Source organism: Caballeronia ptereochthonis, assembly GCF_001545075.1.
Taxonomy (GTDB): domain Bacteria; phylum Pseudomonadota; class Gammaproteobacteria; order Burkholderiales; family Burkholderiaceae; genus Caballeronia; species Caballeronia ptereochthonis.
The window spans coordinates 98,045-113,448 of record NZ_FCOB02000021.1 but is presented as its reverse complement, the minus strand read 5'-3'; the positions used below and the strand labels follow the sequence as shown (position 1 = coordinate 113,448).

Sequence of the window (15,404 nt, the reverse complement as noted above, 5' to 3'; positions counted from 1 at the left end):
ACACGGTTTTCGGAGCGTCTCTTATTTCGCTTTCGAGTTGATGATCGCCTCCGACACGTTCGACGGCGTTTCCGCGTAGTGCTTGAACTCCATCGTGTAGGTCGCGCGGCCCTGCGTCAGCGAACGCAGCGACGTGGAATAGCCGAACATCTCCGCGAGCGGCACTTCCGCGCGCACGAGCTTGCCGCCGCCGCCCGCGATGTCCTCCATGCCCTGCACGATGCCGCGCCGGCCCGACAGGTCGCCCATCACGTTGCCCATGAATTCCTCGGGCGTTTCGACTTCGACGGCCATCATCGGTTCGAGCAGCACCGGCTTCGCGCGGCGCATACCTTCCTTGAACGCAATGGAGCCGGCCATGCGGAACGCGTTTTCGTTCGAGTCGACGTCGTGGTATGAACCGAAGGTCAGCGTCACCTTCACGTCGACCACCGGATAGCCCGCGAGCACGCCGGCCTTCAGCGTTTCCTGAATTCCCTTGTCGACGGCCGGGATGAATTCGCGCGGAATCACGCCGCCCTTGATCTGGTCGACGAACTCGTAGCCCTTGCCCGGATCGGGTTCCAGCGAGATCACCGCGTGGCCGTACTGGCCGCGTCCGCCCGACTGCTTGACGAACTTGCCTTCGACATCCGTGACCTTGTTGCGCACGGTCTCGCGATAGGCGACCTGCGGCTTGCCGACCGTCGCGTCGACGCCGAACTCGCGCTTCATCCGGTCGACGAGAATTTCGAGATGCAGCTCGCCCATGCCGGAGATGATGGTCTGGCCGGATTCCTCGTCGGTCGCGACGCGGAACGACGGATCTTCCTGCGCGAGACGGTTGAGCGCGATGCCCATCTTCTCCTGGTCGGCCTTGGTCTTCGGCTCGACGGCCTGCGAGATCACCGGATCAGGAAAGATCATCCGCTCGAGGATGATGATGTGATTCGGATCGCACAGCGTGTCGCCGGTCGTCGCTTCCTTGAGACCCACGGCCGCCGCGATGTCGCCCGCGCGCACTTCCTTGATTTCCTTGCGCTCGTTGGCGTGCATCTGCAGGATCCGGCCGAGGCGCTCCTTCTTTTCCTTCACCGGGTTGTAGACCGTATCGCCCGAATTGACCACGCCCGAATACGTGCGGAAGAAGATCAGCTGGCCGACGAACGGGTCGGTCATGATCTTGAAGGCGAGCGCGGAGAACGGCTCGTCGTCGCTCGGATGGCGTTCCGCTTCCTCGTCGTCCTCCGTGTGGCCGAGAATCGCGGGAACATCGACGGGCGAGGGGAGGTAGTCGATCACCGCGTCCAGCATCGCCTGCACGCCCTTGTTCTTGAACGCGCTGCCGCAGAGCATCGGCACGATCTCGTTGGCGATGGTGCGCTTGCGCAGCGCGCTCTTGATCTCTTCCTCGGTCAGGCTCTCGTGGTCTTCCAGGTACTTTTCGAGCAGCTCCTCGCTCGCTTCCGCTGCGGCCTCGACCATCTTTCCGCGCCACTCGTGCGCGAGTTCCTTGAGGTTGTCGGGAATCTCCTCGTAGGTGAACTTGATGCCCTGGCTTTCGTCGTCCCAGACGATCGCCTTCATCTTCACGAGATCGACGACGCCCTGGAAGTGCTCTTCCGCGCCGATGGGAATCTGGATCGGCACCGCGACGCCCTTCAGACGCTCGCCGATCTGCCGCTGCACGCGGAAGAAGTCCGCGCCGACGCGGTCCATCTTGTTGACGAACGCAATGCGCGGCACCTTGTACTTGTTCGCCTGGCGCCAGACGGTTTCGGACTGCGGCTGCACGCCGCCCACCGAGTCATAGACCATGCATGCGCCGTCGAGCACGCGCATCGAGCGTTCGACTTCGATGGTGAAGTCGACGTGCCCCGGCGTGTCGATGATGTTGATGCGATGCTCCGGATAATTGCCGGCCATGCCTTTCCAGAAGGCCGTCGTGGCCGCGGACGTGATCGTGATGCCGCGCTCCTGCTCCTGCTCCATCCAGTCCATCGTGGCCGCGCCGTCGTGAACCTCGCCGATCTTGTGCGTCACGCCGGTGTAAAAAAGGATGCGCTCGGTAGTCGTGGTCTTGCCGGCATCGATGTGAGCGCTGATCCCGATGTTCCGATAGCGCTCGATGGGAGTCTTGCGGGGCACGTGAACCTCCTGTTGATATGTCGACCCGTGGTCTGCCAGGCGGCGACCATCGGCGCGGCGAGCGGCTCGCCGGCGTCGCGCCGAATCTTTTTAGGATAGCGCGTCGGCAGGCTCTTTGCAGGAATCCTGCCAGCCCGCTGGAAGGCGCTCGGCGCGCGGCGCGGGCGAAAAAAAACCGGCGCGGCCGCCGGTTTTCCTCATCGAAGCGCGCGGCTCGCGGAAGCCCTCACTGTTGTGCCCGCGGCAGGCCCTTGAGCTGCATCCCGGGCTTGATGCCCTTCGCCGCGAACCAGCCCTTGCTCATTTCGAGCGCGTACACGCCATTGTTGCGCGGGCAGTGATTGTTCTCGGTTTCGGCCTGCATCTCGTCGATGTCGGTGATCGTGCCGTCCGCGCGGATGAATGCGATCGACAGGGGGATCAGCGTGTTCTTCATCCAGAAGCAATGCACGGCGTTCTCGTTGAACACGAAGAGCATGCCTTCGTTGGCTCCAAGCTGCGTGCGATACATGAGACCCTGCTCGCGGTCGGCATCGGTCGCGGCGACGGCGGCGTCGATCACGTACATGCCCGCCGTGAGCTTCGCGCGCGGAAAGTCGGACGGCTGCTTGGCGCCCGGCGGCATGGTCTGCGCCTGCGCGAGCGGGAGTGCCGCGAACGGCAGCGTCGATGCGATCACGCACGCGCGGACGACGGCGGCGAAGCGCGAACGCCTGAGCGAAACGCCCGACCCGAATGTAGACACCAAGGCACGCAACAACAGACTCACGACGATGCTCCTCCAGGACGATGGTTGCGCCGGAACACCGGCGGCCCCGCGCATGTTACTCGATGCGCAGATTCAAGACAAAGGCGCAAGACAAAAGGGCAGACGCCTTGCGGCCGTCTGCCCTTCAACGCCGTAAAGACGGCGGTAACGCTCGTTCTTGACTTCGCTATACCGCGTCTTACAACGAACTTACTGAGCTGCCGAAGCGGCTTCCGGTGCCGAAGCAGCGGCTGCCTTCTTGTGCGACTTCTTCGACGACTTGTGCGACTTCTTGTGAGCCGACTTGTGAGCCGACGAAGCAGCAGCTGCCGGAGCAGCAGCAGCCGGTGCCGAAGCTTCTTGTGCGAAAGCGGCGGTTGCGAACAGGCCAGCGACGAGAGCAGCAATCAGTTTGTTCATCTGTGAATCCTCAGCTTGAGTTAATTAACCAAACGACCCGGTCATTGAGTCATCTCGGTAAACGAGCCACCTACCTTTCGGTTGACAGTCATATCGATAAATTGAATTCGATTCGACCGTGAACGTTGAACCTTTCAAACTCCCTGGAGCACACAGGTTGTTGTAATCGGCTATTCGCTCATGCCGGATAGCTTTGCGCGGCATCTGAGGCCCTTAACGCATCGTGCGAGGAGTCGGTTGACGCGGATTTATCGAGAATTGCGCAGCAGCCCAAAAAAATTTGTCAAAGCGTGAAAGGCGCTAACCGATCTTCATGACACGGCGTTTAAGCGCGATGACCCAATGGCAAAGGCCGCCTATTTTCGAGATAGTTGAATGCAATTCAACCAATGCGTTGCCACGGCGCGCGCGGAGGCACTTCGATGGACTCGCCGGGCGCGAGTCCGAGCGCGAAGAGGTCGAGCGCGCCGACGGCCACGCGCACGAGCCTCAACGTCGGATAACCGACGGCCGCCGTCATGCGCCTGACTTGCCGGTTCTTGCCTTCCGTGATGGCGAGCTCGATCCACGTCGTCGGAATCGCGGCGCGATAGCGGACCGGTGGATTGCGCGGCCAGAGCGCGTCGATGTTCTCGTCCGCGACGAACGCCGCGCGACATGGGCGCGTCACATAGTCGCCGAGATCGACGCCTCGCTCGAGACGCGCGAGCGCGGCGTCGTCGGGCGCGCCCTCGACTTGCGCCCAATAGCGCTTGACGAGCTTGTGACGCGGCTCGGCGATGCGGGCCTGAAGCGCGCCGTCATCGGTGAGCAGCAGCAGACCTTCGCTATCGGCATCGAGCCTGCCCGCGGGATACACGCCCGGCGTCTTCACCCAGTCGCCGAGCGACGCGCGCGTTTCATGCGCGGAGAATTGGCAGATGGTGCCGAACGGCTTGTTCAGGGCGATGAGTGACATCGAAAACGGGAAAGTGTGAAGGCGCGTGGCGTGATCGAATCCGGCATCTTAATGCATGAGCATGAGGCATCTTGCGCCGCGCGCCCGCGCGCCAGCATGGTTAGAATGATGTTCTGGCTATCCTCGCGTGCGGCGACGCCCGCGTTTGCCGCATCGCGTTGCGCGCTCTGTCCAGTTTGCTTCCATTCAAGTCCGGCCTCATTTGGAGTCGACCATGCCGTATCAGCACATCAAGGTTCCGGCGGACGGTGACAAGATCACCGCCAACGCGGATTTCTCGCTCAACGTTTCCGATCAGCCGATCATCCCGTACATCGAGGGCGACGGCACGGGCGTCGACATCACGCCGGTGATGATCAAGGTCGTCGATGCGGCGGTGGAAAAGGCCTACGGCGGCAAGCGCAAGATTCAGTGGATGGAAATCTACGCGGGCGAGAAGGCGACCAAGGTCTACGGTCCGGACGTGTGGCTGCCGGACGAGACGCTCGACGTGGTGAAGGACTACCTCGTGTCGATCAAGGGGCCGCTCACGACGCCGGTCGGCGGCGGCATTCGGTCGCTGAACGTGGCGCTCCGCCAGCAACTCGATCTGTATGTATGCCTGCGCCCGGTGCGCTACTTCAAGGGGGTGCCGTCGCCGGTGCGCGAGCCCGAGAAAATCGACATGGTGATCTTCCGCGAGAACTCGGAGGACATCTACGCGGGCGTCGAATGGCCGGCGGAATCGCCCGAGGCGAAGAAGATCATCAAATTCCTGCGCGAAGAGATGGGCGTGAAGAAGATCCGCTTCCCGGATTCATCGGGAATCGGCATCAAGCCCGTGTCGCGCGAAGGCACGGAGCGGCTCGTGCGCAAGGCGATCCAGTATGCGATCGACAACGACCGCCGCTCCGTCACGCTCGTGCACAAGGGCAACATCATGAAGTTCACCGAGGGCGCGTTCCGTGACTACGGCTACGCGCTCGCGCAGAAGGAATTCAACGCGGAGCTAATCGACGGCGGCCCGTGGATGAAGGTCAAGAATCCGAAGTCGGGCAGCGACATTGTCGTCAAGGACGTGATCGCCGATGCGTTCCTCCAGCAGATCCTGCTGCGCCCGGCCGAATACGACGTGATCGCCACGCTCAATCTGAACGGTGATTACATCTCGGACGCGCTCGCGGCGCAGGTGGGCGGCATCGGCATCGCGCCGGGCGCCAACATGTCGGATTCGGTCGCGATGTTCGAGGCGACGCACGGCACGGCGCCGAAGTACGCTGGCAAGGATTACGTGAATCCGGGGTCGGAAATTCTCTCCGCCGAAATGATGCTGCGCCACCTTGGCTGGTTCGAGGCGGCGGACCGGATCATCTCGTCGATGGAGCAGTCGATTCTGTCCAAGCGCGTCACGTACGATTTCGCACGACTGATGGAAGGCGCGACCCAGGTTTCATGCTCCGGATTCGGTGAGGTGATGATCGAGCATATGTGAGGACTCACCTCAGTTCGGCATGGTAAATAAAAACCCCGGAAGGCCTACGCTTTCCGGGGTTTTTATCGTGCGCCGCTGCATCATATATGTGCAAAGGCGAAACGGCGGGCGCAAAAAAACCCGACGCGAAGGCCGGGTTTCACGAGGCTAAGTTCGATCGAACGGTCAGGCAGCGTCCTGGATGTTCGAAGCTTGCTTGCCCTTCGGTCCTTGGACGATCTCGAAGCTGACCTTCTGGCCTTCTTTGAGCGTCTTGAAACCGTTCATTTGAATCGCCGAGAAATGTGCAAACAGATCCTCGCCGCCTTCATCGGGCGTGATGAATCCGTAGCCTTTCGCGTCGTTGAACCATTTGACCGTACCAGTAGACATTCGTACTTCCCCTCTAACTCTCGTCCAACCCAGAGCACGCTCGAAAAGATCGACGGCCACCCCACAAGTGAACCCGTCCCCTCCTCACTAGCTCACCTCGGCCATTTTTCGTCCGTGGAATGGCCCCCGGAAAAAAGTGCCAGTTTGATTGTTAAATCTCTTAAATCGAGTGTCAAGGAATTTTTGGGATAGCCGTTAAGCTCGTTGCAAAGACCGCATTTGTAGGGTAATTCCTGCTTTGCGTGTGCGGCGCCGTCCAAGCAAGTCATCTTGAAAAGTCGCATAATCGACTCACTTGTGTGATATCGCCGGCACCCGGCGTCTGGTGGTCGGTTTGTTTTTTTTGAAGCTGTGCGATACTGGGTTCGACGAGGTGCAAGCGGGCCGCGCCGAGCCGTTGGGCCGCGGCAGGATTCGATGGATCGTACTGGGCGAGCGCGCTTTTTCAGCGTTTCATTCCGGCCGTGCGGCCGGTGCTGGAGCGGCGATTGCGAGGACGTCCTTGTTGTTTAGAATGGGTGTATGGCGATCAATCCCAACAAGCAGGATGGCACGGTACTGGAGCGGCAGGAGCAGAAGCTCAAGAAGCCGTCGATGTACAAGGTGGTGCTGCTGAATGACGACTTCACGCCGATGGAATTCGTCGTGATGATCGTGCAGGAATACTTCAATAAGGATCGTGAGACTGCGACGCAGATCATGCTGAAGGTTCATCGCGAAGGCAGGGGAGTTTGTGGGGTCTACACGCGAGATATTGCGTCGACCAAAGTTGAGCAAGTCGTTAGCCATGCACGGCAAGCGGGGCACCCGCTGCAGTGCGTGATGGAGGAAGCATGATTGCCCAGGAACTGGAAGTCAGTCTGCACATGGCGTTTATGGAAGCACGTCAGGCGCGGCATGAGTTCATAACGGTCGAGCACCTTCTGCTCGCCCTGTTGGACAATCCGACCGCGGCTGAAGTGTTGCGCGCCTGCGCAGCCAACATTGAAGATTTGCGTCAGAACCTGCGCAATTTCATTCACGACAACACGCCGACCGTGCCGGGCACGGACGACGTCGATACACAGCCGACGCTGGGTTTCCAACGCGTGATCCAGCGCGCGATCATGCATGTGCAATCGACCTCGAACGGCAAGAAGGAAGTGACCGGCGCGAACGTGCTGGTGGCGATCTTCGGCGAGAAGGACTCGCACGCGGTGTACTACCTGCAGCAGCAGGGCGTGACGCGTCTGGACGTCGTGAATTTCATTTCGCATGGCATCGCCAAGACGAACAGTGGCGATGCGGCCAAGGCCAATAGCGAAACGAATCCGGAATCGGAAGACGCCTCCGCGCAGAAGGAAACGCCGCTTGCACAATTTACCCAGAACCTGAACCAGCTCGCCAAGGACGGCAAGATCGATCCGCTGATCGGCCGCGAGGTGGAAGTCGAGCGCGTCGTGCAGGTGCTGTGCCGCCGCCGCAAGAACAATCCGCTGCTCGTCGGCGAAGCCGGCGTGGGCAAGACCGCGATCGCCGAAGGCCTCGCGTGGCGCATCACGCGCGGTGAAGTGCCGGACATCCTGGCCGACGCGCAGGTGTACTCGCTCGACATGGGCGCGCTGCTCGCGGGCACGAAGTATCGCGGCGATTTCGAGCAGCGTCTCAAGACGGTGCTCAAGGAACTGAAGGAGCGTCCGCACGCCATTCTGTTCATCGACGAGATTCACACGCTGATCGGCGCGGGCGCCGCGTCGGGCGGCACGCTCGACGCATCGAACCTGCTCAAGCCCGCGTTGTCGTCGGGGCAGCTGAAGTGCATCGGCGCGACGACATTTACCGAGTATCGCGGCATCTTCGAGAAAGACGCGGCCTTGTCGCGGCGCTTCCAGAAGATCGACGTCACCGAGCCGTCCGTCGAGCAGACGGTCGCGATCCTGCGCGGTCTCAAGACGCGCTTCGAAGAGCATCACGGCGTGAAGTATTCGTCGGGTGCGCTGTCGGCGGCGGCCGAACTGTCGGCGCGCTTCATCACCGACCGTCATCTGCCGGACAAGGCGATCGACGTGATCGACGAAGCGGGCGCGGCGCAACGCATCCTGCCGAAGTCGAAGCAGAAGAAGACCATCGGCAAGAGCGAGATCGAGGAGATCATCTCGAAGATCGCGCGCGTGCCCCCGCAGAGCGTGTCGCAGGACGACCGCAGCAAGCTCCAGACGCTCGACCGCGATCTGAAGGCCGTCGTGTTCGGTCAGGATCCGGCGATCGACGCGCTGTCGGCATCGATCAAGATGGCGCGCGCGGGTCTCGGCAAGACGGACAAGCCGATCGGCGCGTTCCTATTCTCCGGCCCGACCGGCGTCGGCAAGACCGAAGTCGCGAAGCAGTTGGCGTTCACGCTCGGCATCGAACTGCTGCGCTTCGACATGTCGGAATACATGGAGCGCCATGCGGTGAGCCGTCTGATCGGCGCGCCGCCGGGCTATGTCGGGTTCGACCAGGGCGGCTTGCTGACCGAGGCCGTCACGAAGAAGCCGCACTGCGTGCTGCTGCTCGACGAAATCGAGAAGGCGCACCCGGACATCTACAACGTGCTGCTGCAGGTGATGGACCACGGCACGCTGACGGACAACAACGGCCGCAAGGCGGATTTCCGCAACGTCATCATCATCATGACGACGAACGCGGGCGCCGAGGCGATGGGCAAGGCAGTGATCGGCTTCACGTCGCGCCGCGAGTCGGGCGACGAAATGGCCGACATCAAGCGCATGTTCACGCCTGAGTTCCGCAACCGTCTGGATGCGATCATCAGCTTCCGCTCGCTGGACGAGGAAATCATCCTGCGCGTGGTCGACAAGTTCCTCATGCAGCTGGAAGATCAACTGCACGAGAAGAAGGTCGATGCGATCTTCACCGATGCGCTGCGCAAGCACTTGGCGAAGCACGGTTTCGATCCGCTGATGGGCGCGCGTCCGATGCAGCGTCTGATCCAGGACACGATCCGTCGTGCGCTGGCCGACGAGCTACTGTTCGGCAAGCTGGTCAACGGTGGCCGTGTGACCGTAGACGCCGATGCGGACGACAAGGTGCAGATCACCTTCGACGAGAATTCGACTCCGCCGCGCAATCCGAATCCGGAAGCAATCGAGGTCGACTGATTTTTCGAGCCTCAAAAGCAAAACGGCGCGATATCGATCGCGCCGTTTTTTTTCGCCCGCGTGGCAACGGGACTCAGTGCTTGCCCGTGCTGCCGAACCCGCCCGCGCCGCGCTCGCTCGCTTCGAAGTCGTCGACGATATTGAACTCGGCCTGCACGACCGGCACGATCACCATCTGCGCGAGACGCTCCATCGGATTGAGCGTGAAGGCCGTGTCGCCGCGATTCCACGTCGAGACCATCAGCTGGCCCTGGTAATCCGAATCGATCAGGCCGACGAGATTGCCGAGCACGATGCCGTGCTTGTGGCCAAGGCCCGAGCGCGGGAGGATCAGCGCGGCATAGCCTGGATCGGCGAGATGAATGGCGAGGCCGGTCGGCACGAGCACCGTTTGATGCGGCTCGATGACGAGCGGCTCATCCAGGCAGGCGCGCAGGTCGAGGCCCGCGCTGCCGGGCGTGGCGTAGGCGGGTATGAAGTCGCGCATGCGCGCGTCGAGGATCTTGACGTCGAGTTTCATGAAATCAGGCTTCAGCGGCCGAGCTCGAATGCTTCGGCCAGGAGTTGATAGGACCGCGTGCGCGCGGCGTAGCTGCCGGCGACCGTCAGCACGATCAGTTCGTCGGCGTTGAATCGTTCCTGGAGCGCGTGCAGCTTCTCGGTGACGCGTTCCGGCGTGCCGATGATGCTGCGCGCCTTCTCGTGCCCGATCACCGCGAGTTCGCGCTCGCCGTATTGCTGCGCGGCGCCTTGTGCGATCGACGGAATCGGCTGGTTGAGGCCGTAGGCCATCTGCACGCGGCGCAAGTCGACGGCTTTTTCGAGCGCTTGCGCTTCTTCATCCGTGTCGGCGCAGATGACGAACACCGCCGCCGCGAGATATGGGTTCGCTTCGTGACCCGCGACGAATCGCTCGCGATACGCCTCCGCCACGCGATGCCCGTATTGCGCGTTGATGAAATGCGCGAACGCAAAGCGGATGCCGAGTTGCGCGGCGAGCAGGCCGCCGAAATCGCTGGAGCCGAGCATCCACAGTTCGGGGCGCGTGTCGATCTGCGGCTGCAGCAGCACCCCTTTGGCGAGCGAATCGTCGGGGATCTCGCCGTCGAAGAGCGCGATGAGCTCCGCGACCTGCTGCGGGAAGATGTCGCCGCGATTGTACGAACCTGCCGCGACCGCCTGCGCCGTGCGCATGTCGCCGCCGGGCGCGCGTCCGACGCCCAGATCGACGCGGTTCGGAAACAGCGCTTCGAGCATCAGGAACTGCTCGGCGACCTTGAACGCGCTGTAGTACGGCAGCATCACGCCGCCGGAGCCGATGCGAATGCGCTTCGTGAGACTGCCGATGCGCGCGAGCATCACTTCCGGACACGGATTCGACACGCCGTACAGCCCGTGATGCTCGGCGCACCAGTAGCGCGTGTAGTCGAGATCGTCGGCGAGTTGCGCGAGATCGAGCGTCGCGGCGATCGCGTCGGCGGCCGTGTGACCCTGGATGACGGGCGTCTGGTCGAGAACGGAGAGCCGGGTCATGAGAGCAGCGGGCCACCGGTCTTCGGCGCGCGCTTCGCGATTTCGGCGATCAGCGTGCGGGCGAGCTGCTGCTTGTCGGCGCGCGGCAGCGGCGTCGTGCCGCTTTCTTCGAACAGCACGACTTCGTTGTCGTCGCGGCCGAACGTGAGCGGGCCGAGATTGCCGATGAGAAGCGGCACGTTCTTGCGCTTGCGCTTCTCTTCGCCGTGCACGTCGAGATCGCCGCTTTCGGCCGCGAACCCGACGCAGAAGGGCGGATTCGGCAGCTTGGCCACCGTGGCGAGAATGTCCGGGTTTTCGACGAAGCTGAACGTGGGCAGCGCGCCGCCGCTCACCTTCTTGATCTTCTGCTCGCTGACGTGATCGACGCGCCAGTCGGCGACCGCCGCCACCGCGATGAAGATGTCCGCATCGGGCGTCCCCTGCATGACCGCGTCGTGCATCTGCTGTGCGGTCTGCACGTCTTCGCGAAAGACGCCCCACGGCGTCGGCAACGAGACGGGGCCCGCGACGAGATGCACGTCCGCGCCAGCCTGTGCCGCCGCGCGCGCGAGTGCGAAACCCATCTTGCCCGACGAGCGGTTGGTGATGCCGCGCACCGGATCGAGCGGCTCGAAGGTCGGACCCGCCGTGATCAGCACGCGCTGGCCGCGCAAAATCTTCGGCTGGAAGAAGGCGCAGATCGCCTCGAAGGCCGCTTCCGGCTCGATCATGCGCCCGTCGCCGACTTCGCCGCATGCCTGCGATCCCGAATCCGGCCCGAGCACTTCGACGCCGTCCGCGCGAATCTGCGCGACGTTGCGCTGGGTCGCCGGGTTCTGCCACATCTGGCGATTCATCGCGGGCACGACGAGCAGCGGACAATCGCGCGCGATGCAGAGCGTCGAGAGCAGGTCGTCGCACGTGCCGTGCGCGAGCTTGGCGAGGAAGTCGGTGGAGGCGGGCGCGATGACGATCGCATCGGCTTCGCGCGAGAGGTCGATGTGCGGCATGTTGTTCGGCATGCGCGCATCCCATTGCGACGTGTAGACGGGGCGGCCCGAGAGCGCCTGCATCGTGACGGGCGTGATGAACTGCGTGGCCGCTTCGGTCATCACGATCTGCACGGTTGCGCCGGCCTTGATCAGAAGACGCGTGAGCTCGGCGATCTTGTAGCAGGCGATGCCGCCCGTCAGCCCCAAAACCAGGTGCTTGCCTGCGAGTTCCGAAGATTCCAACTTGCCTCCGTCCGGAGTGTGATGCGCGGCTTCGTGAATGAAGCCGCGCCGGGAACGTCACCGCGAACCGCGCACGCGCCGCAATTCGTCGAACACCAGCAGCACCGCGCCGACGGTGATCGCGCTATCGGCGAGATTGAACGCCGGCCAATGCCACGCGTTCACGTGAAAGTCCAGGAAGTCGATGACGTGTCCATACGCGAGCCGGTCGATCACATTGCCGATCGCGCCGCCCATGATGAGCGCGAGCGCCGTGCAGAACAGCCGTTGCGCCGAATGCTTCTTGAGCAGATAGCAGATCACCACTGCCGCGACGACGCCCAGCGCCGTGAACGCCCAGCGCTGCCAGCCGCCTGCCGCGGCAAGGAAGCTGAACGCCGCGCCGCGGTTGTAGACGAGCAGCAGGTTGAAGAAGGGCGTGAGCACGTGCGGCTCGCCGTAGGCGAATACCTTCTGCACCGCGATCTTCGTCAACTGGTCGAACAGGATCACGATCAGCGCGACGCCGAGCCACGGCGCGAGCGATCCACTCGAAGTTTGTTTCGCCATCGTCCTTGCCATTATGCTGCGCCTCGCGTTTCACCGGCGCCGAACAGGTTGGAGAAGCAGCGGCCGCACAGACCCGGATGATCCGCGTGCGAGCCGACGTCGGCGCAGTAGTGCCAGCAGCGCTCGCACTTCATGTAGCCGGATGCCGTGACGTCGACGCCTTCTTCCGCCTCGCTCGCCACTTTCTCGACCTTCGCGGATGACGTGATCAGCACGAAGCGCAACGCATCGCCGAGGCTCGACAACGCGTCGTAACGCGCGCCGCTCGCGCGAACCACCACTTCGGCTTGCAGCGACGAGCCGATCTGGTTCGCCGTGCGCGCTTCTTCCAGAGCCTTCGTGACGTCGCCGCGCGCGTTGCGGATCAAAGTCCACTTGTCGAGCAACTCGCCGCCGTTTGCGATCTCCGGATACGTCGCGAAGACTTCCGTGAAGATCGTGTCCTGACCGGGCTTGAGCACCTTGTAGGCTTCTTCCGCCGTGAACGACAGATACGGCGCGACGAGACGCAGCAGGCCGTGCGCGATATGGAACAGCGCGGTCTGTGCGCTGCGGCGTTCGCGCGAATCGGCCTTGGTCGTGTAGAGACGGTCCTTCAGCACGTCGAGATAGAAGCCGCCGAGGTCTTCCGAGCAGAATGTCGCGATCTTCGCGACGACCGGATGGAACTCGTACTTGTGGTAGTGCGCGAGCGCATCGTCCTGCAGATTGCGCGTGAGCGCGACGGCGTAGCGATCGATCTCGAGCCAGTCTTCAACCGGCAGCGCATTCTTCTGGAAGTCGAAGTCCGACAGGTTGGCGAGCAGGAAGCGCAGCGTATTGCGGATCCGGCGATACGTCTCCGTCACGCGCTTGAGAATTTCTTCCGAGATGGCGAGCTCGCCGGAATAATCGGTCGACGCGATCCACAAGCGGATGATTTCCGCGCCGAGCCGGTTCGACACCTCATGCGGATCGATGCCGTTGCCGAGCGACTTCGACATCTTGCGGCCTTCGCCATCAACGGTGAAGCCGTGCGTGAGCAGCGCGTCGTAGGGCGGACGGCCGTCGAGCATCGAAGCCGTGAGCAGCGACGAATGGAACCAGCCGCGATGCTGGTCCGAGCCTTCGAGATACAGATCGGCCGGGAACTGCAGCGAATCCTTGTGCGAGCCGCGCAGCACGTGCCAGTGCGTCGTGCCGGAGTCGAACCAGACGTCGAGCGTGTCGCGGTTCTTTTCGTACATGTTGGCGTCGTCGCCGATCAGCTCGCGCGGATCGAGCGATTGCCACGTCTCGATGCCGCCTTTCTCGACGCGCTGCGCCACTTCCTCCAGCAGCTCCAGCGTGCGCGGATGCAGCTCGCCGGTTTCCTTGTGCACGAAAAACGCCATCGGCACGCCCCACTGGCGCTGACGCGAGAGCGTCCAGTCCGGGCGATTCGCGATCATGCTGTAAAGACGCTGCTTGCCCCACGACGGATAGAACGCCGTGTTCTCGACGCCTTCGAGCGCGATCTCGCGCAGCGTGCGGCCGCCGTCCGCAGGCTGAACGTCCATGCCCGCGAACCATTGCGACGTCGCGCGATAGATGATCGGCGTCTTGTGGCGCCAGCAGTGCATGTAGCTGTGCGTGTACTTTTCGCTCTTCAGGAGCGAGCCTGTGCCCTCGAGCGCCTCGACGATCTGCGGATTCGCCTTCCAGATCGAGAGCCCGCCGAAGAGCGGCAGCGATTCGATGTAACGGCCGTCGCCCATCACCGGATTGATGATGTCCGAATCCACCATGCCGTGCGCCTTGCACGACACGAAGTCTTCCACGCCGTATGCCGGCGACGAGTGCACGATGCCCGTGCCGCTCTCGGTCGTCACATAGTCGCCGAGATAGACGGGTGCCGTGCGCTTGTAGCCCGGGTGCGCCGCGGCCAGCGGATGATGGAAGCGCAGGTTGGCGAGCTTCTCGCCGGTCGCGGTCGCGATGACTTCGCCTGGGAGGCCGTAGCTCTGCAGGCACGCCTCGACGCGCTCCTGCGCGAGGATCAGCAAACCGCGCGTCGTATCGACGAGCGCGTAGACGATCTCCGGATGCACGTTCAGCGCCTGGTTGGCGGGAATGGTCCAGGGCGTCGTGGTCCAGATGACGATGCCGCCTTCCGTCCTCGGCAGCGCGTGCAGGCCGAACGCCTGCGCGGTCTTCTCCGGCTCGGCGAAGCCGAACATCACGTCGATGGTCGGGTCGGTCTTGTCCTTGTACTCGACTTCCGCTTCCGCGAGCGCCGAGCCGCAGTCGAAGCACCAGTTCACCGGCTTGAGGCCGCGGAACACGAAGCCCTTCTCCATGATCTTCGCCAGCGCGCGGATTTCGCCCGCCTCGTTGGCGAAGTTCATCGTCTTGTACGGGTTGTCCCAGTCGCCGAGCACGCCGAGACGCCGGAAACCGGCCTTCTGTTTCTCGATCTGCTCGCCGGCATACGCGCGCGCCTTCTGCATCACTTCCGCGGCGGGCAGCGACTTGCCGAACTGCTTTTCGATCTGGATCTCGATCGGCATGCCGTGGCAGTCCCAGCCCGGCACGTACACGGCGTCGAAGCCCGCGAGATTGCGCGCCTTGACGATCATGTCCTTCAGGATCTTGTTGACGGCGTGACCGAGGTGGATGTCGCCGTTCGCGTACGGCGGGCCGTCGTGCAGGATGAATTTCTTGCGGCCTTTCGATGCGGCGCGGATCTTCTCGTAGACCTTGTTGTCCTGCCATTCCTTGACCCACGCGGGCTCGCGCTTGGGCAAGTCGCCGCGCATCGGGAAGGGCGTGTCGAGCAGGTTGACGGGATATTTCGAGGAGGCTTTCTCTTTCTTGTCGCTCATGGGTGACTCAGTGAATTCGGTGAGACGGC

The 15,404-nt window shown here is 62.8% G+C and carries 13 protein-coding genes; 3 read left to right on the top strand and 10 right to left on the bottom strand.

What is annotated here, in order from left to right; translation table 11 throughout:
* Window positions 1-21: 21 nt before the first annotated feature.
* From fusA to AWB83_RS22245, 4 genes are all read right to left on the bottom strand, one after another.
* A complete protein-coding gene (gene fusA / locus AWB83_RS22260; RefSeq protein WP_087047782.1) occupies window positions 22-2,127 on the bottom strand; it encodes an elongation factor G in 2,106 nt (701 codons plus the stop codon).
* 226 nt (window positions 2,128-2,353) lie between these two features.
* The gene (locus tag AWB83_RS22255) at window positions 2,354-2,896 is read right to left on the bottom strand and encodes a DUF192 domain-containing protein (protein WP_087047826.1); all 543 of its coding nucleotides are present in this window, start codon (window positions 2,894-2,896) and stop codon (window positions 2,354-2,356) included.
* 189 nt (window positions 2,897-3,085) lie between these two features.
* The gene (locus tag AWB83_RS22250; RefSeq protein ID WP_087047781.1) at window positions 3,086-3,295 is read right to left on the bottom strand and encodes a hypothetical protein; all 210 of its coding nucleotides are present in this window, start codon (window positions 3,293-3,295) and stop codon (window positions 3,086-3,088) included.
* Window positions 3,296-3,677: 382 nt separating this feature from the next.
* A complete protein-coding gene (locus AWB83_RS22245) occupies window positions 3,678-4,253 on the bottom strand; it encodes a pseudouridine synthase (RefSeq protein ID WP_087047780.1) in 576 nt (191 codons plus the stop codon).
* 214 nt (window positions 4,254-4,467) lie between these two features.
* On the opposite strand from AWB83_RS22245, the gene icd reads away from it, so the two are divergent.
* Window positions 4,468-5,724: an NADP-dependent isocitrate dehydrogenase gene (gene icd, locus AWB83_RS22240; protein ID WP_087047779.1), complete on the top strand. Its 1,257-nt coding sequence runs from the start codon at window positions 4,468-4,470 to the stop codon at window positions 5,722-5,724.
* Window positions 5,725-5,889: 165 nt separating this feature from the next.
* On the opposite strand, the gene cspD is transcribed toward icd, so the two are convergent.
* The gene (gene cspD / locus AWB83_RS22235) at window positions 5,890-6,096 is read right to left on the bottom strand and encodes a cold shock domain-containing protein CspD (RefSeq protein ID WP_008351201.1); all 207 of its coding nucleotides are present in this window, start codon (window positions 6,094-6,096) and stop codon (window positions 5,890-5,892) included.
* A gap of 522 nt (window positions 6,097-6,618) precedes the next feature.
* On the opposite strand from cspD, the gene clpS reads away from it, so the two are divergent.
* Both clpS and clpA read left to right on the top strand, forming a co-directional pair.
* Entirely contained in the window at window positions 6,619-6,933 is a 315-nt protein-coding gene (gene clpS / locus AWB83_RS22230; RefSeq protein WP_040051721.1) for an ATP-dependent Clp protease adapter ClpS, read from the top strand.
* Window positions 6,930-9,233, top strand: coding sequence for an ATP-dependent Clp protease ATP-binding subunit ClpA (gene clpA / locus AWB83_RS22225; RefSeq protein ID WP_087047778.1), 2,304 nt, complete (start codon window positions 6,930-6,932; stop codon window positions 9,231-9,233). The genes clpS and clpA overlap by 4 nt, the downstream gene beginning before the upstream one ends.
* Window positions 9,234-9,306: 73 nt before the next feature.
* On the opposite strand, the gene dut is transcribed toward clpA, so the two are convergent.
* The 5 genes from dut to ileS are packed head-to-tail and all read right to left on the bottom strand — an operon-like array spanning window position 9,307 to window position 15,375.
* Window positions 9,307-9,753, bottom strand: a complete 447-nt coding sequence (dut, locus tag AWB83_RS22220) for a dUTP diphosphatase (protein WP_087047777.1) — start codon at window positions 9,751-9,753, stop codon at window positions 9,307-9,309.
* Window positions 9,754-9,764: 11 nt separating this feature from the next.
* Window positions 9,765-10,766 (bottom strand): LLM class flavin-dependent oxidoreductase, encoded by a 1,002-nt coding sequence (locus tag AWB83_RS22215; protein WP_087047776.1) that lies wholly within the window; start codon window positions 10,764-10,766, stop codon window positions 9,765-9,767.
* Window positions 10,763-11,983 carry a bifunctional phosphopantothenoylcysteine decarboxylase/phosphopantothenate--cysteine ligase CoaBC gene (coaBC, locus tag AWB83_RS22210; RefSeq protein ID WP_087047775.1) on the bottom strand — a complete coding sequence of 407 codons (1,221 nt, stop codon included), beginning with the start codon at window positions 11,981-11,983 and terminating at the stop codon, window positions 10,763-10,765. Before coaBC ends, AWB83_RS22215 begins: the two co-directional genes overlap by 4 nt.
* 57 nt (window positions 11,984-12,040) lie before the next feature.
* Window positions 12,041-12,544 (bottom strand): signal peptidase II, encoded by a 504-nt coding sequence (lspA, locus tag AWB83_RS22205; protein ID WP_087047774.1) that lies wholly within the window; start codon window positions 12,542-12,544, stop codon window positions 12,041-12,043.
* A complete protein-coding gene (ileS, locus tag AWB83_RS22200; protein ID WP_087047773.1) occupies window positions 12,544-15,375 on the bottom strand; it encodes an isoleucine--tRNA ligase in 2,832 nt (943 codons plus the stop codon). Before ileS ends, lspA begins: the two co-directional genes overlap by 1 nt.
* Between the last annotated feature and the right edge of the window lie 29 nt (window positions 15,376-15,404).

Excerpts from the sequence above, each read along its gene's own strand:
- AWB83_RS22250 (WP_087047781.1), bottom strand. The coding sequence starts at position 3,295 with ATGAACAAACTGATTGCTGCTCTCGTCGCTGGCCTGTTCGCAACCGCC.
- AWB83_RS22245 (WP_087047780.1), bottom strand. The coding sequence starts at position 4,253 with ATGTCACTCATCGCCCTGAACAAGCCGTTCGGCACCATCTGCCAATTC.
- icd (WP_087047779.1), top strand. The coding sequence starts at position 4,468 with ATGCCGTATCAGCACATCAAGGTTCCGGCGGACGGTGACAAGATCACC.
- cspD (WP_008351201.1), bottom strand. The coding sequence starts at position 6,096 with ATGTCTACTGGTACGGTCAAATGGTTCAACGACGCGAAAGGCTACGGA.
- clpS (WP_040051721.1), top strand. The coding sequence starts at position 6,619 with ATGGCGATCAATCCCAACAAGCAGGATGGCACGGTACTGGAGCGGCAG.
- clpA (WP_087047778.1), top strand. The coding sequence starts at position 6,930 with ATGATTGCCCAGGAACTGGAAGTCAGTCTGCACATGGCGTTTATGGAA.
- dut (WP_087047777.1), bottom strand. The coding sequence starts at position 9,753 with ATGAAACTCGACGTCAAGATCCTCGACGCGCGCATGCGCGACTTCATA.
- AWB83_RS22215 (WP_087047776.1), bottom strand. The coding sequence starts at position 10,766 with ATGACCCGGCTCTCCGTTCTCGACCAGACGCCCGTCATCCAGGGTCAC.
- lspA (WP_087047774.1), bottom strand. The coding sequence starts at position 12,544 with ATGGCAAGGACGATGGCGAAACAAACTTCGAGTGGATCGCTCGCGCCG.
- ileS (WP_087047773.1), bottom strand. The coding sequence starts at position 15,375 with ATGAGCGACAAGAAAGAGAAAGCCTCCTCGAAATATCCCGTCAACCTG.